At 61.6% G+C, this 16,823-nt stretch carries 13 protein-coding genes and 1 tRNA gene; 10 read left to right on the top strand and 4 right to left on the bottom strand.

The features are described from left to right. Both J3P77_RS11315 and J3P77_RS11310 read right to left on the bottom strand, forming a co-directional pair. Nucleotides 1-1,728 carry an autotransporter assembly complex protein TamA gene (locus J3P77_RS11315; protein ID WP_434681797.1) on the bottom strand — a complete coding sequence of 576 codons (1,728 nt, stop codon included), beginning with the start codon at nucleotides 1,726-1,728 and terminating at the stop codon, nucleotides 1-3. 67 nt (nucleotides 1,729-1,795) lie between these two features. Further along, complete coding sequence (locus J3P77_RS11310; protein WP_434681796.1) at nucleotides 1,796-2,446, bottom strand: GNAT family N-acetyltransferase; 651 nt, start codon at nucleotides 2,444-2,446, stop codon at nucleotides 1,796-1,798. 208 nt (nucleotides 2,447-2,654) lie between these two features. Here J3P77_RS11310 and xthA point away from each other — a divergent pair, with 208 nt between their 5' ends. Then, on the top strand, nucleotides 2,655-3,467 hold the full coding sequence (gene xthA, locus J3P77_RS11305; RefSeq protein ID WP_434681795.1) for an exodeoxyribonuclease III: 813 nt from the start codon (nucleotides 2,655-2,657) through the stop codon (nucleotides 3,465-3,467). A 132-nt stretch (nucleotides 3,468-3,599) separates the two neighbouring features. Further along, complete coding sequence (locus tag J3P77_RS11300; RefSeq protein ID WP_434681794.1) at nucleotides 3,600-4,943, top strand: substrate-binding domain-containing protein; 1,344 nt, start codon at nucleotides 3,600-3,602, stop codon at nucleotides 4,941-4,943. A 78-nt stretch (nucleotides 4,944-5,021) separates the two neighbouring features. Here the strand turns inward: J3P77_RS11300 and J3P77_RS11295 are convergent, their stop codons facing one another. Beyond that, entirely contained in the window at nucleotides 5,022-6,236 is a 1,215-nt protein-coding gene (locus J3P77_RS11295; protein WP_434681793.1) for an acyl-CoA dehydrogenase, read from the bottom strand. Between the two features lie 171 nt (nucleotides 6,237-6,407). Between J3P77_RS11295 and J3P77_RS11290 the strand changes: the two genes are divergently transcribed. From J3P77_RS11290 to J3P77_RS11260, 7 genes are all read left to right on the top strand, one after another. Beyond that, a complete protein-coding gene (locus J3P77_RS11290) occupies nucleotides 6,408-7,343 on the top strand; it encodes a LysR family transcriptional regulator (protein ID WP_434681792.1) in 936 nt (311 codons plus the stop codon). A 182-nt stretch (nucleotides 7,344-7,525) separates the two neighbouring features. Beyond that, a complete protein-coding gene (locus J3P77_RS11285; RefSeq protein WP_434681791.1) occupies nucleotides 7,526-7,918 on the top strand; it encodes a MerR family transcriptional regulator in 393 nt (130 codons plus the stop codon). A 23-nt stretch (nucleotides 7,919-7,941) separates the two neighbouring features. Next, nucleotides 7,942-8,841 carry a hydroxymethylglutaryl-CoA lyase gene (locus J3P77_RS11280; RefSeq protein ID WP_434681790.1) on the top strand — a complete coding sequence of 300 codons (900 nt, stop codon included), beginning with the start codon at nucleotides 7,942-7,944 and terminating at the stop codon, nucleotides 8,839-8,841. A gap of 718 nt (nucleotides 8,842-9,559) precedes the next feature. Next, complete coding sequence (locus J3P77_RS11275; protein WP_434681789.1) at nucleotides 9,560-10,723, top strand: isovaleryl-CoA dehydrogenase; 1,164 nt, start codon at nucleotides 9,560-9,562, stop codon at nucleotides 10,721-10,723. Nucleotides 10,724-10,738: 15 nt separating this feature from the next. Further along, a complete protein-coding gene (locus tag J3P77_RS11270) occupies nucleotides 10,739-12,346 on the top strand; it encodes a carboxyl transferase domain-containing protein (protein WP_434681788.1) in 1,608 nt (535 codons plus the stop codon). Nucleotides 12,347-12,359: 13 nt separating this feature from the next. Next, on the top strand, nucleotides 12,360-13,196 hold the full coding sequence (locus tag J3P77_RS11265) for a gamma-carboxygeranoyl-CoA hydratase (protein WP_434681787.1): 837 nt from the start codon (nucleotides 12,360-12,362) through the stop codon (nucleotides 13,194-13,196). Then, a complete protein-coding gene (locus J3P77_RS11260) occupies nucleotides 13,193-15,166 on the top strand; it encodes an acetyl/propionyl/methylcrotonyl-CoA carboxylase subunit alpha (RefSeq protein ID WP_434681785.1) in 1,974 nt (657 codons plus the stop codon). Before J3P77_RS11265 ends, J3P77_RS11260 begins: the two co-directional genes overlap by 4 nt. Nucleotides 15,167-15,244: 78 nt before the next feature. Here J3P77_RS11260 and J3P77_RS11255 read toward each other — a convergent pair. Beyond that, a tRNA-Val gene (locus tag J3P77_RS11255) sits at nucleotides 15,245-15,321 on the bottom strand. Between the two features lie 184 nt (nucleotides 15,322-15,505). On the opposite strand from J3P77_RS11255, the gene J3P77_RS11250 reads away from it, so the two are divergent. Further along, on the top strand, nucleotides 15,506-16,789 hold the full coding sequence (locus J3P77_RS11250; protein ID WP_434681784.1) for an NAD(P)/FAD-dependent oxidoreductase: 1,284 nt from the start codon (nucleotides 15,506-15,508) through the stop codon (nucleotides 16,787-16,789). Nucleotides 16,790-16,823: the final 34 nt, after the last annotated feature.

Raw genomic sequence — 16,823 nt, 5'->3', positions numbered from 1 at the left:
TCACAGTTCAGGTCCCATCGAGAAGTGCAGGCGGACGCCGCCGTCGCCATCCAGCGGGTGAGCAAGGTCGAGGCGTAACGGCCCGACCGGCGATACCCAGCGCACACCGATGCCGACGCCCGTCTTGAGGCTCGGCAGGTCCAGGCTGTTAAAGGCGTTACCCTGGTCGACAAAGGTCGCGACCCGCCACTTCTCGGCGACCGAATACTGATACTCGACGCTGCCGGCGACCATGTAACGGCCACCAATACGGTCGCCGTCCGAGTTGGTCGGCGACAGGTTCTGGTAGTCATAGCCACGCACGCTCTGGTCGCCGCCTGCGAAGAAGCGCAGCGACGGCGGGATGGCGCTATAGCCATTGGTGAAGTTTCCCCCAACCTGCAACCGGCCCAGCAGGCGATGGTTTTGGGCAAAGGTAGTAAGGCCTTTCACCAGCGCATCGCCGCGCAACAGGTTGGCGTCCGAAAGCAATCCTTCCGCGGCGACCTGGGTCTCGAACTGCAATCGGTAGCCGTTCTGCGGGTCGATCCGGTTATCGCTGCGCAGATAGGAGTAGCTCAGGCCCGGCATCAGCAATGTGCTCAATCCCGAGTCATCGCCCAGGCGATACTCCTCGCGTTGCCATTTCAGGGACACGACACGTTCCCAGCCACTGGGCAGCCGGCTGTGCCACTCCGGACCGACGGTCAGCAGCTTGCTGAGGCTGTCGGTGCCGGCGATCTCTTCATATTGGTAGCCACCGGCAAAGCGCAACTTGTCAGTCAGAGGCGGATCAAGCGGGACGTCGTACCAAAGCCCGACGTTCTGGCGTGGCGCGGAGAGCTCTGATTCCAGCCCCCAACTGTGGCCCTGCGGATTGATCCAGTGCCGTGTCCAGTTAGCCCTGCCGCGTGGCCCCACATCCGTCGAATAGCCCAGCCCAAGCCCCATGGTCCGCGGCTTGCGGGTGTGCAGCAGCACATTGACCGGGATCACCTGCCCGACCGCCGCGGTCGGTGCGGCATCGACACGCACGCCCTCGAAATAGCCGCTGGCCTGCATCGCCTGGTTGAGTTCGGCGACCAGCTCGGAGTCGTACGGGGTGTTTTCCTTGAAAGGCACCATGCGCTTGAGCAGGTCTTCATCGAACGGCGTATCGCCGCTGAAACTGACCTGCCCAAGTGTGTAGCGCGGACCGCTGTCATAGACCAGCTCGATGTCCGCTACACCGGCACGAGGGTCCACGGCAAGGCGCTGCCGGGTGAAACGCCCGCTGAAGAACCCGTATCGCGCCGCCTGGTTCTGAATCAGGCTCTTGGCGTCCTCATAGTGGCCGTGATTGAGCACCGCACCAGGCTTGAGCGTCGTACTTTTCGGAACCTTGAAGGTTTTGAGAGACGCTGCCGGGCCGTCGACGCGCACCGTGACATTGCGCAACCGGATCGGCTCGCCCGGCTGGATATTCACCACCAGACGCGGGTCGCGGCCATCGATTACTTCGCTGTCGATCTGTGCCTGATAGTAGCCCAGCGCCTGGGCTGCCTTCTGGGCCTGCTCCTCGGCGCCAAGGCTGAACTGGCGCAGCGCCTGGGCGTCACGCTCGCCGAGGCTGCCGACGTAACCTTCCACGTTGGACTTCAACGCCGGATTGGCGGGCTCGACCCTGACCTCCAGGCGCGGCTCGGCAAGGACGGTTGCGCTCATGGACAACACGAGCGCGCTGCTGCTTACTGCTTGGAAAACCTTCATGGGCGTGGATGCTAACACGTTAAAAGGGTGCCGCCGAACCACGCCAAACGTACTGGATTTCAAATCCTTAGGCCATGGCAGGCTGCAAACCCTGGGGGTTGGGATGGAAGAACACGTACTCTCGGACGGGTCCCACCGCCACCTCGCCGATTTCTTCGTAACCTTGTCGCTTATAGAACTCAAGATAGTGGGGATTCCCCGTGTCGAGCACGATACCGGCTGAGTTTTCGTCCACCGCGCACCATTCGTGCAATGCTTGCAGCAGCTGTTCGCCGAGGTGATGGCCTTGGTATTCCGGCAGCACGCCCAGCAGCGGCAGCACATGCACCGCTTCGGTGGGCAGGCAGGCCAGCACTGCGTTGTAGTACTCAAGATAGCGCCGGGTGCAACTCAGACCGGTGCTCATGACCATGCGCAACCGCCATGCCCAGCTTTCCGTGATGCCCAGCCGGCGTTGCGGCGGTGCGATCAGCGCAACGGCGACCAGACGGTCGTCGATGAACAGCCCAAGCGCCGGCAGGTCCTGCAGGAAGTGCTGTTTGACCAGTTCGCGAACGGTTGCCCGCACCCGATGCTCGTAACCCGCGCGCTGGGAATTGAAGAGCCATGCGAAACTCGGCTCGTGACGATAGGCCTGAAACAATAACGAGCGGGTTTCCCGGGAGTAACCGCTGTCCAGCTGGCGAACTTCGGCCGCGATGGCGGTGGTCTGGGTCATGTAGGATCGATCTCGCGATAACGGCGCTGCTCGTTGGGCAGCGCTCCCTTGGGCAGAGGCTTCGAGTGACCGCGAGCGACGACAGTTCCACCGCAATAGGCCACGCTTGCAGCGTAGCAGGCCGTGTCGCTGTTCACTGGGCGCTGGCCGTCAGCCGACGGGTCGGCTAGCATCGCTTTTTTTTGCCCGTCTTCAGGATTGCCGCTTTATGAAAATCGTCTCGTTCAACATCAACGGGCTACGCGCCCGACCGCACCAGCTGGCGGCGCTGATCGAGAAGCACCAGCCTGACGTGATCGGCCTTCAGGAAACCAAGGTCTCGGACGATCAGTTCCCGCAGGCCGAGATCGAGGCACTGGGTTACCACGTCCATTATCACGGTCAGAAAGGTCACTATGGCGTGGCTTTGCTCTCGCGCAAGATGCCGCTGGCGCTGCACAAGGGGTTCGATACTGACGACGAAGAGGCGCAGAAGCGTTTCATCTGGGGCACGTACGAAGATGACCAGGGCCAGTCGGTCACGATCATGAACGGTTACTTCCCCCAAGGCGAAAGCCGCGATCATCCCACCAAGTTTCCGGCCAAGCAGCGCTTCTATCACGACTTGCAGCAATTGCTGGAAACCCGTTTCAGCAACGACCAGCCGCTGATCGTGATGGGCGACGTGAACATTTCGCCGCAGGATTGCGATATCGGTATTGGCACCGACAACGCCAAGCGTTGGCTGAAAACCGGCAAATGCAGCTTCCTGCCTGAGGAGCGCGAATGGATGGAACGCCTGAAGAACTGGGGTCTGGTAGACAGCTTCCGGCACCTCCACCCCGAGGTCATCGACCAGTTCAGCTGGTTCGACTATCGCAGCCGGGGCTTTGAAGACCAACCTAAGCGCGGGTTACGCATCGACCTGATCCTGGCCTCGACCGGCCTGCAACCGCGAATCAAGGCCGCGGGCGTCGACTACGACCTGCGTGCAATGGAAAAACCATCCGATCACGCGCCGATCTGGCTGGAACTGAGCTGACAAGCGCCTGTTGGGGACGTGTCCGGCCCGTCTGGACACGTCAACGGACCATAAGCCCTCCTCTGCCAGTCATATTTCGGCAATCTTTCTGACTTATTCTCGCGACTCGTTCTGTCCTCCAAGGTAATGCAGATGCTGCGCGCTCTGTTTTTGGCACTGAGCCTGTCGTTCGCCGCCCTGCCCGGTCTGCTTCATGCGGCGTTGCCTATACCGGCGAGCGACGCCACGGTGCTGCGCCTGCAAGGTTCCAACACCATCAACGCGCAACTGGGCCCGGCGCTGGCCGCAGCCCTGCTGCGTCGCCAAGGGATGCAGACGGTCGAGACACGAGCGGGCGCGACCGCCAACGAATTACAGGTCGTCGGCATCGGACCGGCTGGACAACGGATTACCATCGACATTGCCGCGCACGGTTCGGGAACAGGGTTTTCGGCGCTCAAAACCGGGCGTACGGATATCGCCGCAGCTTCCCGACCGATCAAGGAGTCGGAAGCCTCCGAACTGGCGAGCCTCGGGGACCTGAAGAGCGCCGCAGGTGAACAGGTCATTGCCATCGATGGGGTCGCGGTGATCGTGCATCCCCGCAACCCGCTTCGGCAGCTGGACACCACGCAGCTGGCGCAGATCTTCTCCGGCGACGTGCGTGACTGGCAGGAACTCGGCGGGCATCCCGGAGCCATTCATCTTTATGCCCGCGATGGGCAATCCGGCACTTATGAAACGTTCAAAGAGCTGGTGCTGAGTCGGCACGGCAAACGCCTAGCGCCTGATGCGAAGCGCTTCGAGTCCAGCGAGCAGCTTTCCGACGAAATCAGCCACGACCCTGGCGGTATCGGCTTCATCGGCCTGCCGTACGTACGAGCAGCCAAAGCACTGGCCGTGGCGGACGGAGAGTCCAAGCCAATGCTGCCGACCGTCGATTTGATAGCCACCGAAGACTACCCGTTATCCCGTCGCCTCTACCTTTATGTGTCGCCGCTGGCTCATCATCGGTGGACCCAGGCCTTCACGCAGCTCGCCCAGAGCGCCGAGGGCCAGGCTCTGGTTGCCGAGAACGGTTTCGTGGGGCAGACCGTGCAGGCAGTGAAAGTTCGCCCCAGTGCGCAAATGCCAGGCGATTATCAGGCGCTGACCCGTCAAGCCGAGCGACTGTCGGTGAACTTTCGCTTCGCGCAAGGCAGCGCCCGGCTGGACAACAAGGCGCAGGTAGACCTCAAGCGGGTGGTGGATTTCCTCAAGGCCAAAGACAAGCTGAACCAGCGGGTAACGCTGGTAGGCTTCGGCGATGCGAAAAGCGATCCGGCGCGAGCCGCGCTGCTGTCCAGACTGCGCGCCATGGCCGTACGGCGTGAACTGCAGAAAAGCGGGGTGATCCTCCACGACATCCTCGGCCTGGGCGACGAAATGCCCGTCGCCACTAATGAAGCCGACGACGGACGCAACAAGAACCGACGTGTGGAGGTGTGGGTGCAGTGAGCTTTGAAGCGGCTTAGCGGACAAGTCCGCTCCCACATATTTCGACGCAGGACTTACGGGATCGCCGCCCAGCCCCTGCTACAGGCCTCGGGGCGTGTACTTGCCCAGTTCGAACTTGCCCACCGCCGCGCGGTGGACTTCGTCCGGGCCGTCTGCCAGGCGCAAAGTGCGTTGCATGGCGTACATGTAGGCCAGCGGGAAATCGTTCGACACCCCGGCTCCACCATGCATCTGGATGGCTCGATCAATAACGTTCAGCGCTACATTCGGCGCAACCACCTTGATCTGCGCGATTTCACTGCGGGCGATCTTGTTGCCGACGGTGTCCATCATGTAGGCGGCCTTGAGGGTAAGCAGCCGCGCCATGTCGATTTCCATGCGTGAATCGGCGATGCGGTCGATGTTGCCGCCCAGTCGCGCCAGCGGTTTGCCGAACGCCTCGCGCTCGATCGAGCGCCGGCACATCAGCTCCAGCGCCCGCTCGGCCATGCCGATCGAACGCATGCAATGGTGTATGCGCCCCGGCCCCAGCCGTCCCTGGGCGATCTCGAAACCACGGCCCTCGCCAAGCAACACGTTGTCGTAAGGTACCCGGACGTTATCGAACAGCACTTCGGCATGCCCGTGGGGCGCATCGTCGTAGCCGAATACCGGCAAAGGCCGAACGATGGTCACGCCCGGCGCGTCGCTGGGAACCAGAATCATCGAGTGTTGCTGATGACGCGGTCCGTCGGGATTGCTCAGGCCCATGAAGATCAGCATCTTGCAGCGAGGATCACAGGCGCCGGACGTCCACCACTTTCGCCCGTTGATCACCCACTCATCGCCATCACGCCGGGCGGTGGCGGCCATGTTGGTTGCATCCGAGGAGGCTACGTCGGGCTCGGTCATGGCAAATGCCGAGCGAATTTCGCCGCGCAGTAACGGCTCCAGCCACTGCTGCTTCTGCGCTTCAGAGCCATAGCGCACCAGGACTTCCATGTTGCCGGTGTCCGGCGCCGAGCAATTGAAAGGCTCGGGGCCGAGCAGCGAGCGTCCCATGATCTCGGCAAGCGGGGCATATTCGAGGTTGGTCAGCCCCGCGCCCTGCTCGGAGTCCGGCAGAAACAGGTTCCACAGGCCTTGCGCCCTGGCTTTGGTCTTGAGTTCCTCCATGATTGCCGTGGGCTGCCAGCGATCGCCTTCGGCGACCTGACGTTCAAAGACTGGCTCGGCGGGATAGACGTGTTCGTCCATGAATGCCGAAACACGTTCACACAAGTCCTGCACTTTGGTCGAGTACGCAAATTCCATGAGCGGCTACCTTCTCACTGAGGCTTTAAGGCGATGAGAGGATGCTAGGGAAGCTCATGGCATTTATCTAATCTATTCTCGGCGTGTATTAGCATTCATAACCGATATATGATCGACCGCACGCTGCGGCATAAGCAGCGATCCACAAGAACAGCACGAGGCGCCCCACCAATGAACCTGAGCAAGGTTGATCTCAATCTCTTCATTGTCTTCGACGCCATTTACACCGAAGCCAATCTCACCCGTGCCGGGCAGATCGTCGGTATCACCCAGCCTGCGGTGTCCAACGCGCTGGCCCGCCTGCGCGAAACCTTCAATGACCCGTTGTTTGTACGTACCGCGCAAGGCATGGTGCCGACGCCCATGGCGCAGAACATCATCGGCCCGGTGCGCAATGCACTGTCGCTGCTGCGCGTGTCGGTCCAGGAAAGCCGCATCTTCAATCCGTTGCAGGCCAGCAAGAACTATCGCATCAGCATGACCGATCTGACCGAGGCGGTGATCCTCCCGGTGCTTTTTCAGCGCCTCAAGCGCCTGGCTCCCGGCGTGACCATCGAAAGCTTCCTGTCCAAGCGGCGTGAAACCACCAAGGAGCTTGCGGCCGGGCGTCTGGATTTCGCGGTCGACGCGCCACTCAACACCGATCCGCAGGTCCGCCACGTCAAGCTGATGGAAGATCGTTACGTCTGTGCCATGCGCAAGGGCCATCCACTGGCGGCCAAACCTGTGCTGCGCCTGGACGACTATCTGGCCCAGTCGCACATTCATATATCCAGTCGTCGCAGTGGCCTTGGCCACGTGGATCTGGCGCTGGGCAAAATGGGTATTCCGCGCAGGATCGCTTTACGTTCCCAGCATTACCTGATGGCTACGCAGGTTCTGCAGCAGACCGACATGGTGATGACCGTGCCGGAGCGCTTCGCCCGGCGCAACGAATTGCACTACGTGCAACTGCCGGTCAATGACGTGCCAACAGTGGAAACGCACCTGTACTGGCATGAAAGCACCGATCAGGACCCGGCCAACCGCTGGATGCGTGAGCAACTGATCGAGCTCTGTCAGCGCGTCGTCGCCCAGGAGCAAAAGCTAGAAACAGAACTAGTTTGATAACTTATCCCACTGATATTTGTCAGTTTTATCAAAGCTAAGGTGATTTCTAGAAAGTCGCCAGACCTGAGGTTGTTTCTAGAACAGGCGAGCGACGAACTCTGCTGCAGTGCGCTGCTTGACGTAAACGTCAAGCACGCCTTAGCTTAGGGCTCATGACAATCGCCGAGCTCTTGCCCTCCATGACCGCTACCACCTACAGCATTTCCGACCTCGCCCGCGAGCTGGATATCACCACCCGCGCCATCCGGTTTTATGAAGAACAAGGCATGCTCAGCCCGGAGCGTCGCGGACTGGAGCGGGTCTACTCAGCTCGCGACAAGGTCACCTTGAAGCTGATACTGCGCGGCAAGCGCATCGGGTTTTCGCTGGCCGAATGCCGCGAGCTGATCGAGCTCTACGACCCGGCCGAAGGCAATCGCAAGCAGCTGAACAGCATGCTGGGCAAGATCGCCGAGCGCCGCCGCCAGCTCGATCAGCAGTTGCTGGACATCCAGCAGATGCAGCTCGAACTCGACACGGCCGAGGAGCGGTGCCATGCCGCGCTGGGCAAGATTTGTGCTCCGACCTGTTGACCACTGACCGAGGACACCCTGCCATGCCATTTCCTCAACACGTGCGGCTGGTGGAAGTCGCCCCCCGCGACGGTCTGCAGAACGAATCCCGTCCGATCAGCGTGGATGACAAGGTTCGCCTGGTCGACGACCTCAGCGCCGCCGGCCTGCAGCAGATCGAAGCCGGCAGTTTCGTATCGCCCAGATGGGTCCCGCAGATGGCTGGCAGCGGCGAGGTGTTTTCGCGCATCCAGCGCCGCGAGCAGGTGATCTACTCGGCGCTGACGCCCAACATGAAAGGTTTCGAGGACGCGCTGCACGCCGGCGTGGCGGAGGTCGCGGTTTTCGCGGCGGCTTCACAGACGTTCTCTCAACGCAATATCAATTGCTCGATCAGCGAAAGTCTGGAGCGCTTTGTGCCGATCATGGCAGCGGCCGGCCTGCATGGCCTCAGAGTCAGGGGCTACGTTTCGTGTGTGCTGGGCTGCCCATACGAAGGCGAGGTGCCGGTTCAGCAGGTGGCGGCGGTCGCCAACGAGCTGATCGCCATGGGTTGTCATGAAGTCTCGCTGGGCGACACCATCGGCGTCGGTACGCCCTCTGCCGTCCGCCAACTGCTGAATGAGATTGCCGCACAGATTCCCCGCAACAAGCTCGCCGGCCACTTCCACGACACCTACGGCCAGGCGCTGGCTAATGTTTACGCCAGCCTGCTTGAGGGCATCAGCGTGTTCGACACCTCAGTGGCCGGTCTCGGCGGCTGCCCTTATGCCAAAGGCGCCAGCGGCAATGTGGCTACCGAGGATGTGCTGTATATGCTCAATGGAATGGGCATCGTCACGGGCGTCGATCTGGATCGGGTTATCCAGGCGGGCCAGCGCATCTGCGGGGTCATGCAACGTCGTAATCAGTCCCGGGTTGCAACCGCGCGTCTGGCCGGGTAGTGACTACCAACACGTCCGTCGGGCAAACATGCGACAAGATGTCACAGAGTGTTACCCTTCCGGCCACTTTGGAGATGCAGTCGGGTATCACGGGAACACTTTTGCTGATCCCTCCGGTTTGACCCTCGCTCAAAAAATGTGAAACGCCTGATTTCAAAGGCTTTTTCAAAACTGGCACGGGTCCTGCTATCTCTCTGGTACAACAAGAACAAGAAAGCACGCAGCAACCTAATAAAAATAATATGTACCGGCTCTGACATAACAAGAACAACACGGACAGAGACGCAGCTAACAGATTTTTTTGGAGTGGATGGCTTTCCTGAGACGTATGCAGTCATGCAGCGATCTCGCAGCCGGGCAGAGAACAATAAAACTACCTCCAGGTAGCGCCCGTTCGGTTGGATCGACACGATAAAAGCGGTCAGCGCTCAAAAAAATACGTTTGCTCTTGACCCTGAATGGGGGTCGCCTGAAGCGGTAAAGGGTTTGGCTGACAAAAACAACAACAGGCCGCCCGGATAATAAGAAAAGAGCATACAAAGAAACCTTGAAGGGGAGCCCAGGCTCCCCTTCGTGCTTTCCGGCATTTGGCATCACGCCCCCGCTCTACCACGCCTGCTACGCTGGTTATCCCAGCGTTGACACACTGACGGCTCAGGTTTACGTTAACGTAAAGGTCATAGCTAATCCGCCTAAAAACAACTCAGGAACGCGACCCATGATTTACCCCAGCCTCAACTTCGCCCTGGGCGAAACTGTCGACATGCTCCGCGATCAGCTGCAATCGTTCGTCGCTGCCGAGCTTGCCCCGCGCGCCGCGCAGATCGACAAGGACAATCTGTTCCCCGCCGATATGTGGCGCAAGCTGGGAGACCTTGGAGTGCTGGGGATTACCGTAAGCGAAGAGTACGGCGGTGCCGGACTGGGTTACCTCGCACATGTGGTCGCGATGGAAGAAATAAGCCGCGGCTCGGCGTCGGTGGCTTTGTCCTACGGGGCGCACTCCAACCTGTGTGTCAACCAGATCAACCGCAACGGCAACCAGGGCCAGAAAGCCCGTTACCTGCCACGTCTGGTCAGCGGCGAACACGTCGGCGCCCTGGCCATGAGCGAGCCCAATGCAGGCTCCGATGTGGTTTCGATGAAGCTGCGCGCCGACCGGCGTGGCGATCGCTTCGTGCTCAACGGCAGCAAGACCTGGATCACCAACGGTCCGGATGCCAACACTTACGTGATCTACGCCAAGACCGATCTGGAACGCGGCGCCCACGGTATCAGCGCCTTTATCGTCGAGCGCGACTGGAAAGGTTTTTCCCGCAGCGACAAGTTCGACAAGCTGGGCATGCGCGGCTCCAATACCTGCGAGCTGTTCTTTGATGACGTGGAGGTCCCCGAAGAAAACCTGCTGGGTGCGCTCAATGGCGGCGTCAAGGTGCTGATGAGCGGCCTCGATTACGAGCGAGTCGTCCTCTCCGGCGGCCCGACCGGGATCATGCAGGCGTGTCTGGATCTGGTGCTGCCCTACATCCATGACCGCAAGCAGTTCGGCCAGAGCATCGGCGAGTTTCAGCTGATTCAGGGCAAGGTCGCCGACATGTACACCCAGCTCAATGCCAGTCGCGCTTATCTGTATGCGGTAGCCCAAGCCTGCGACCGTGGCGAGACGACGCGCAAGGACGCTGCGGGGATCATTCTCTACAGCGCCGAGCGCGCGACGCAGATGGCATTGGATGCGATCCAGATCCTGGGCGGCAACGGTTACATCAACGAATTCCCCGCTGGCCGGCTGCTGCGTGATGCCAAGTTGTACGAAATCGGTGCCGGTACCAGCGAAATCCGCCGCATGTTGATCGGTCGTGAACTGTTCAACGAGACCCGTTGATTGTCTGGAGCTCACATGGCCACTCTGCATACTCGCATCAACAACCGCAGTGCCGAATTCTCCGTCAATCACGCTGCGCTGCAGGCGCAGGTCGACGACCTGCGCAGGCAACTCGCCGAGGTCCGGGAAGGCGGTGGCGTCAGCGCGCAAGAGCGACATACTTCGCGCGGCAAGTTGCTGCCACGGGAGCGCATCAACCGGCTGCTCGACACCGGTTCACCGTTTCTTGAAATCGGCCAGCTGGCGGCCTGGCAGGTTTACGACGAAAGCGTTCCGGCAGCCGGTCTGATCGCTGGTCTTGGCCGGATCGAAGGCGTCGAATGCATGATCATTGCCAACGATGCCACCGTCAAAGGCGGCAGTTATTATCCGTTGACGGTCAAAAAACACCTGCGCGCCCAAGCCATCGCCCAGCAAAACCGCCTGCCGTGCGTCTATCTGGTCGACTCCGGCGGCGCCAACCTGCCCCGGCAGGACGAGGTGTTTCCGGATCGCGAGCACTTCGGGCGGATCTTTTTCAACCAGGCCAACATGAGTGCCCAGGGCATAGCGCAAATCGCGGTCGTGATGGGCTCCTGCACCGCCGGCGGCGCTTACGTCCCGGCCATGGCGGACGAAGCGATCATGGTCCGCCAGCAGGCGACGATCTTTCTCGCTGGCCCGCCGCTGGTCAAGGCAGCTACCGGCGAGGTGGTCAGCGCCGAGGATCTGGGCGGCGCCGATGTGCACTGCAAAGTGTCGGGCGTGGCGGACCACTACGCCGACAATGATGAGCACGCGCTGGAACTGGCGCGACGCTGCGTCGCCAATCTCAACTGGCGCAAGCAGGGCTCGCTCGACTGCGCCGCGCCGATTGCACCGCTGTATCCGGCTGACGAGCTGTACGGCATCATTCCCGCCGATCCCAAGCAGCCCTTCGACGTGCGGGAAGTCATCGCGCGCCTGGTGGACGGTTCGGTGTTCGACGAATTCAAAGCGTTGTTCGGGACCACGCTGGTCTGCGGCTTCGCGCGGTTGCACGGCTATCCGATTGCGATCCTTGCGAACAACGGCATCCTGTTCGCGGAAGCTGCGCAAAAAGGCGCGCACTTCATCGAACTGGCGTGCCAGCGCGGCATTCCCCTGCTCTTCTTGCAGAACATCACCGGGTTCATGGTGGGCCAGAAGTACGAAGCCGGTGGCATCGCCAAGCACGGCGCCAAGCTGGTTACCGCGGTCGCCTGTGCCCAGGTACCGAAATTCACAGTGATCATCGGCGGCAGTTTCGGGGCAGGCAACTACGGCATGTGTGGCCGTGCCTACGACCCGAGGTTTCTGTGGATGTGGCCCAATGCGCGCATTGGCGTGATGGGCGGAGAACAAGCGGCCGGCGTACTGGTACAAGTCAAGTGCGAGCAGGCCGCGCGCAGCGGCCAGACCTTCAGCGCCGAGCAGCAGGCCGGGCTCAAGCAACCGATCCTCGATCAGTACGAACGTCAAGGCCACCCCTACTATTCGAGCGCCCGCTTGTGGGACGACGGGGTCATCGACCCGGCGCAGACTCGCGAGATTCTGTCGCTGGCGCTGTCTGCCGCGCTTAACGCCCCCATCGAGCCGACTCGATTCGGCCTGTTCCGCATGTAAGCCGGAGATGACCATGACCGATTTCGCGACCCTGGAACTGATCGACGACCCGCGCGGCTTCGCCACCTTGTGGCTGAATCGCCCGGAGAAAAACAACGCGTTTGACGCGCAGATGATACGTGAACTGATTCTGGCGCTCGACCGGGCGCAGGACACTGCCGCCCTGCGCTTTTTGCTGATACGCGGCCGTGGCAAGCACTTCAGCGCCGGTGCGGATCTGGGGTGGATGCAGCAGGCAGCGGAGATGGACTACAACACCAACCTGGACGATGCCCGCGAACTCGCCGAGCTGATGTACAACCTCAACAAGCTGAAGGTTCCGACACTGGCCGTGGTACACGGCGCGGCGTTCGGTGGCGCTCTGGGCCTGATCAGCTGCTGTGACATGGCGGTCGGCACGCACGACGCGCAGTTCTGCCTGTCCGAGGTGCGCATTGGCCTGGCGCCGGCAGTGATCAGCCCGTTCGTGGTTCAGGCTATCGGTGAGCGCGCAGCCCGCCGCTACGCGCTCACCGCAGAGCGTTTCGACGGCGAGCGCGCGCGCCAGCTGGGGCTGCTTGCCGAATGTTATGCGCCCGAAGAGCTGGAGGCCGGCGTACAACGCTGGGTCGACCAGCTGTTGCTGAACAGCCCGCAAGCCATGCGCGCCACCAAGGACGTGTTGCGCGAGGCCGGCAACGGCGAGCTGAGCCCGGCGCTGCGCCGTTATTGCGAAAGCGCTATCGCGCGGATCCGAACCAGCCCTGAGGGCCAGGAAGGTCTGCGCTCCTTTCTGGAAAAGCGCACGCCCCGCTGGCAAACCCCGACGCAAGCCGCGACCCCGGTTCAAGCAAGGAAACTCAACCCATGAGCGCAGCCAATACGCCTCTCATCGACACCCTGCTGGTCGCCAATCGCGGCGAAATCGCCTGCCGCATCATGCGCACCGCCAAGTCGCTCGGTCTGACCACGGTTGCCGTTCACAGCGCCATCGACCGGACGGCACGTCACAGCCGGGAAGCAGATCTGTGCATCGACCTGGGCGGCGCCAAGGCGTCGGAAAGCTATCTGATGATCGACAAACTGATCGCTGCCGCCAAGGCCAGCGGCGCTCAGGCGGTGCACCCCGGCTATGGCTTTCTGTCCGAAAACGCTGATTTCGCACGTGCGGTCGAACAGGCCGGGCTGATCCTCCTCGGACCGCCCTCCTCGGCCATCGACGCCATGGGCAGCAAGGCGGCCGCCAAAGCGCTGATGGAGCAGGCCGGTGTACCGCTGGTGCCCGGCTATCATGGCGAGGCGCAGGATCTGGACACTTTCCGCACCGCCGCCGAGCGAATTGGCTACCCGGTGCTGCTCAAGGCCAGCGCCGGCGGTGGTGGCAAGGGCATGAAGGTGGTGGAACGCGAAAGCGAACTCGCCGAGGCACTGGCCTCGGCACAGCGGGAAGCTCGGTCCTCGTTCGGTGATCCACGGGTGCTGGTGGAGAAGTACCTGATCAAGCCTCGCCACATCGAAATCCAGGTGTTCGCCGACCAACACGGTCACTGTCTGTATCTCAATGAACGGGACTGTTCAATCCAGCGCCGCCATCAAAAGGTCGTCGAGGAAGCTCCGGCGCCGGGCCTCGACCCACAGCTACGCAAGGCAATGGGCGAAGCGGCGGTTCGGGCTGCTCTGGCGATCGACTACGTCGGTGCGGGAACGGTGGAGTTCCTGCTGGACGCGCGCGGCGACTTCTATTTCATGGAGATGAACACGCGACTGCAGGTCGAGCACCCGGTCACCGAGTTCATCACCGGGCTGGACCTGGTCGAGTGGCAGATTCGCGTCGCTCAGGGCGAGCCGTTGCCGATCACGCAGGATCAGGTCCCGCTGCTCGGACATGCCATCGAAGTACGGCTTTACGCCGAGGATCCGGGCAACGATTTCCTGCCTGCGACCGGCACGCTCGCGCTGTATCGCGAGCCCGCTTCCGGGTTCGGTCAACGTATCGACAGCGGCGTCGAGGAAGGCGACGAAGTTTCACCATTTTACGACCCGATGCTGGCCAAGCTGATCGCTTGGGGAACAACCCGTGAGCAGGCAAGGCTGCGCTTGCTGAGCCTGCTCGACGGCTTTGCAGTAGGCGGCGTGAAGACCAACCTGACGTTCCTGCGCCGTATTATCGGCCATGCGGATTTTGCAGCGGGCGCAGTCGACACCGGATTCATCCCGCGTCATCAGGCCCAACTGCTGCCCGGGAGATGCGCCCGCCCCCCGCAATTCTGGGATGCTGCGGCGCACGCCTTTCTGCTCAGCGAACCTGTACGGACTAACTCTCAGGACGCACATTCTCCATGGGGCCGCGCGAACGGCTGGCGGTCCGGGTTGCCCAGCGAAATCGACCTGCACCTGGCCTGCGAGGACGAGCACCAGACCGTGAGGCTGCGGCATCACAGCGAATCGCTGTACCAGCTCAAGGATCAAAAACTGTTTGTCGAACTGGACAGCAGGCGTGAATCACACCTGGCGATTCGGCGCGGTCCGCTGCTCTATATGGAGTGGCTGGGCGAGCTTCACGTCATCCGCCGCTTTGACCCGATTGCCGAGGCTGATGCGAGCCACGTCCATCAAGGCGGCCTGACCGCGCCCATGAACGGCAGCATCGTGCGGGTGATGGTTGAAGCCGGTCAGCATGTGGAAGCTGGCGCGCAACTGGTCGTGCTGGAGGCCATGAAGATGGAGCACAACATCCGCGCGACTGATGCAGGGATCATCGCGGCGGTGCACTGCCGGGAAGGCGAAATGGTCAGCGAGGGCATGGTGCTGGTGGAGCTGGAGCTGCCAGCCGCGCACTGATCTGCCGTGCAACCGACGGCAAAAAGGGCGACCCTTTCGGATCGCCCTTCTCTTACCGCCCAGCAGAGCGGATTTGTCTGGTAGGCGCGATTGGACTCGAACCAACGACCCCCACCATGTCAAGGTGGTGCTCTAACCAACTGAGCTACGTGCCTGCTGTGGGTGCGCATCTTACTGAAATTCGCAGGCATGTCAAACGCTTTTTTGCGCTAAGCCTCTGTTTTGCGGTCACTTTTAGGCCTCTGTCGCTTTTGGCCCCAATAGTTTGACGACTGGCAGGCGCATCGCACTTGCGGTAGCATCGGCGCGAACGTCAAGAATATTAAACGGAGTCACCGGATGGCCAACACCCCTTATCCGCAGTCGTACTACGCCGCCTCGGCTAATCCCGCACCTGAACGCCCGGCATTGCAAGGCGAAGTCGAGACCGACGTGTGCGTGATCGGTGCCGGGTATACGGGCCTGTCCAGCGCCCTGTTTCTGCTGGAGCACGGTTTCAAGGTGACTGTTCTGGAAGCGGCCAGGGTCGGCTTCGGCGCGTCCGGCCGCAACGGCGGACAGATCGTCAACAGCTACAGCCGGGACATCGACGTCATCGAAAGGACCGTCGGGCCGCGCCAGGCTCAGTTGCTGGGCCAGATGGCCTTCGAAGGCGCGAGCATCATCCGCGACCGGGTGTCGCGCTACGGCATCCAGTGCGACCTGAAGGATGGCGGCGTATTTGCCGCGCTAACTGGCAAGCAGCTGTCGCATCTTGAGGCGCAACAACGGCTCTGGGAGCGCTATGGCCATACGCAGCTTGAACTGATGGACAAGCGCCGCATCCGTGAAGTCGTGGCCTGCGACCAGTACATCGGCGGGCTGCTCGATATGAGCGGCGGCCACATCCACCCGCTCAACCTGGCGCTCGGCGAAGCGGCCGCGGTGGAATCGCTCGGGGGCGTCATTTACGAGCAGTCGGCGGCGATCCGCATCGAGCGCGGCGCGAACCCTGTTGTCCACACGGCCCAGGGACGCGTGCGCGCCCGATTTATCATCGTGGCGGGCAACGCTTATCTGGGTAATCTGGTGCCGGAACTGGCCGCCAAGTCCATGCCCTGCGGGACCCAGGTCATAACCACCGAGCCACTCGACGCGGAGCTTGCCAGAACGCTGCTGCCGCAGGACTACTGCGTTGAAGACTGTAATTACCTGCTGGACTATTACCGCCTGAGCGCCGACAAGCGTCTCATCTTTGGCGGTGGCGTGGTATACGGCGCGCGGGATCCGGCAAATATCGAAGCGGTCATCCGGCCCAAGATGCTCAAGGCCTTTCCGCAACTCAAGAACGTGAAGATTGACTACGCCTGGACCGGCAACTTCCTGCTGACCCTGTCGCGTCTGCCGCAGGTCGGGCGGCTAGGCGACAACATCTATTATTCGCAGGGTTGCAGTGGCCACGGCGTGACGTATACCCACTTGGCGGGCAAGGTGCTCGCCGAAGCGCTACGCGGGCAGGCCGAGCGTTTTGATGCGTTCGCCGATCTGCCTCACTACCCCTTCCCCGGCGGGCAAATGCTGCGCACTCCGCTTACGGCGCTGGGCGCCTGGTACTACAGCCTGCGCGACCGCCTGGGCTTCTGACGCTGATCCGTATCGCGAGCGGTGCCGTGACAAT

The sequence above is a fragment of the Pseudomonas sp. R1-18 genome, assembly GCF_051132095.1.
Classification (GTDB): Bacteria; Pseudomonadota; Gammaproteobacteria; order Pseudomonadales; family Pseudomonadaceae; genus Aquipseudomonas.
Note: the sequence above shows the minus strand (reverse complement) of the source record. Positions and strands in the feature narration are given on the sequence as shown.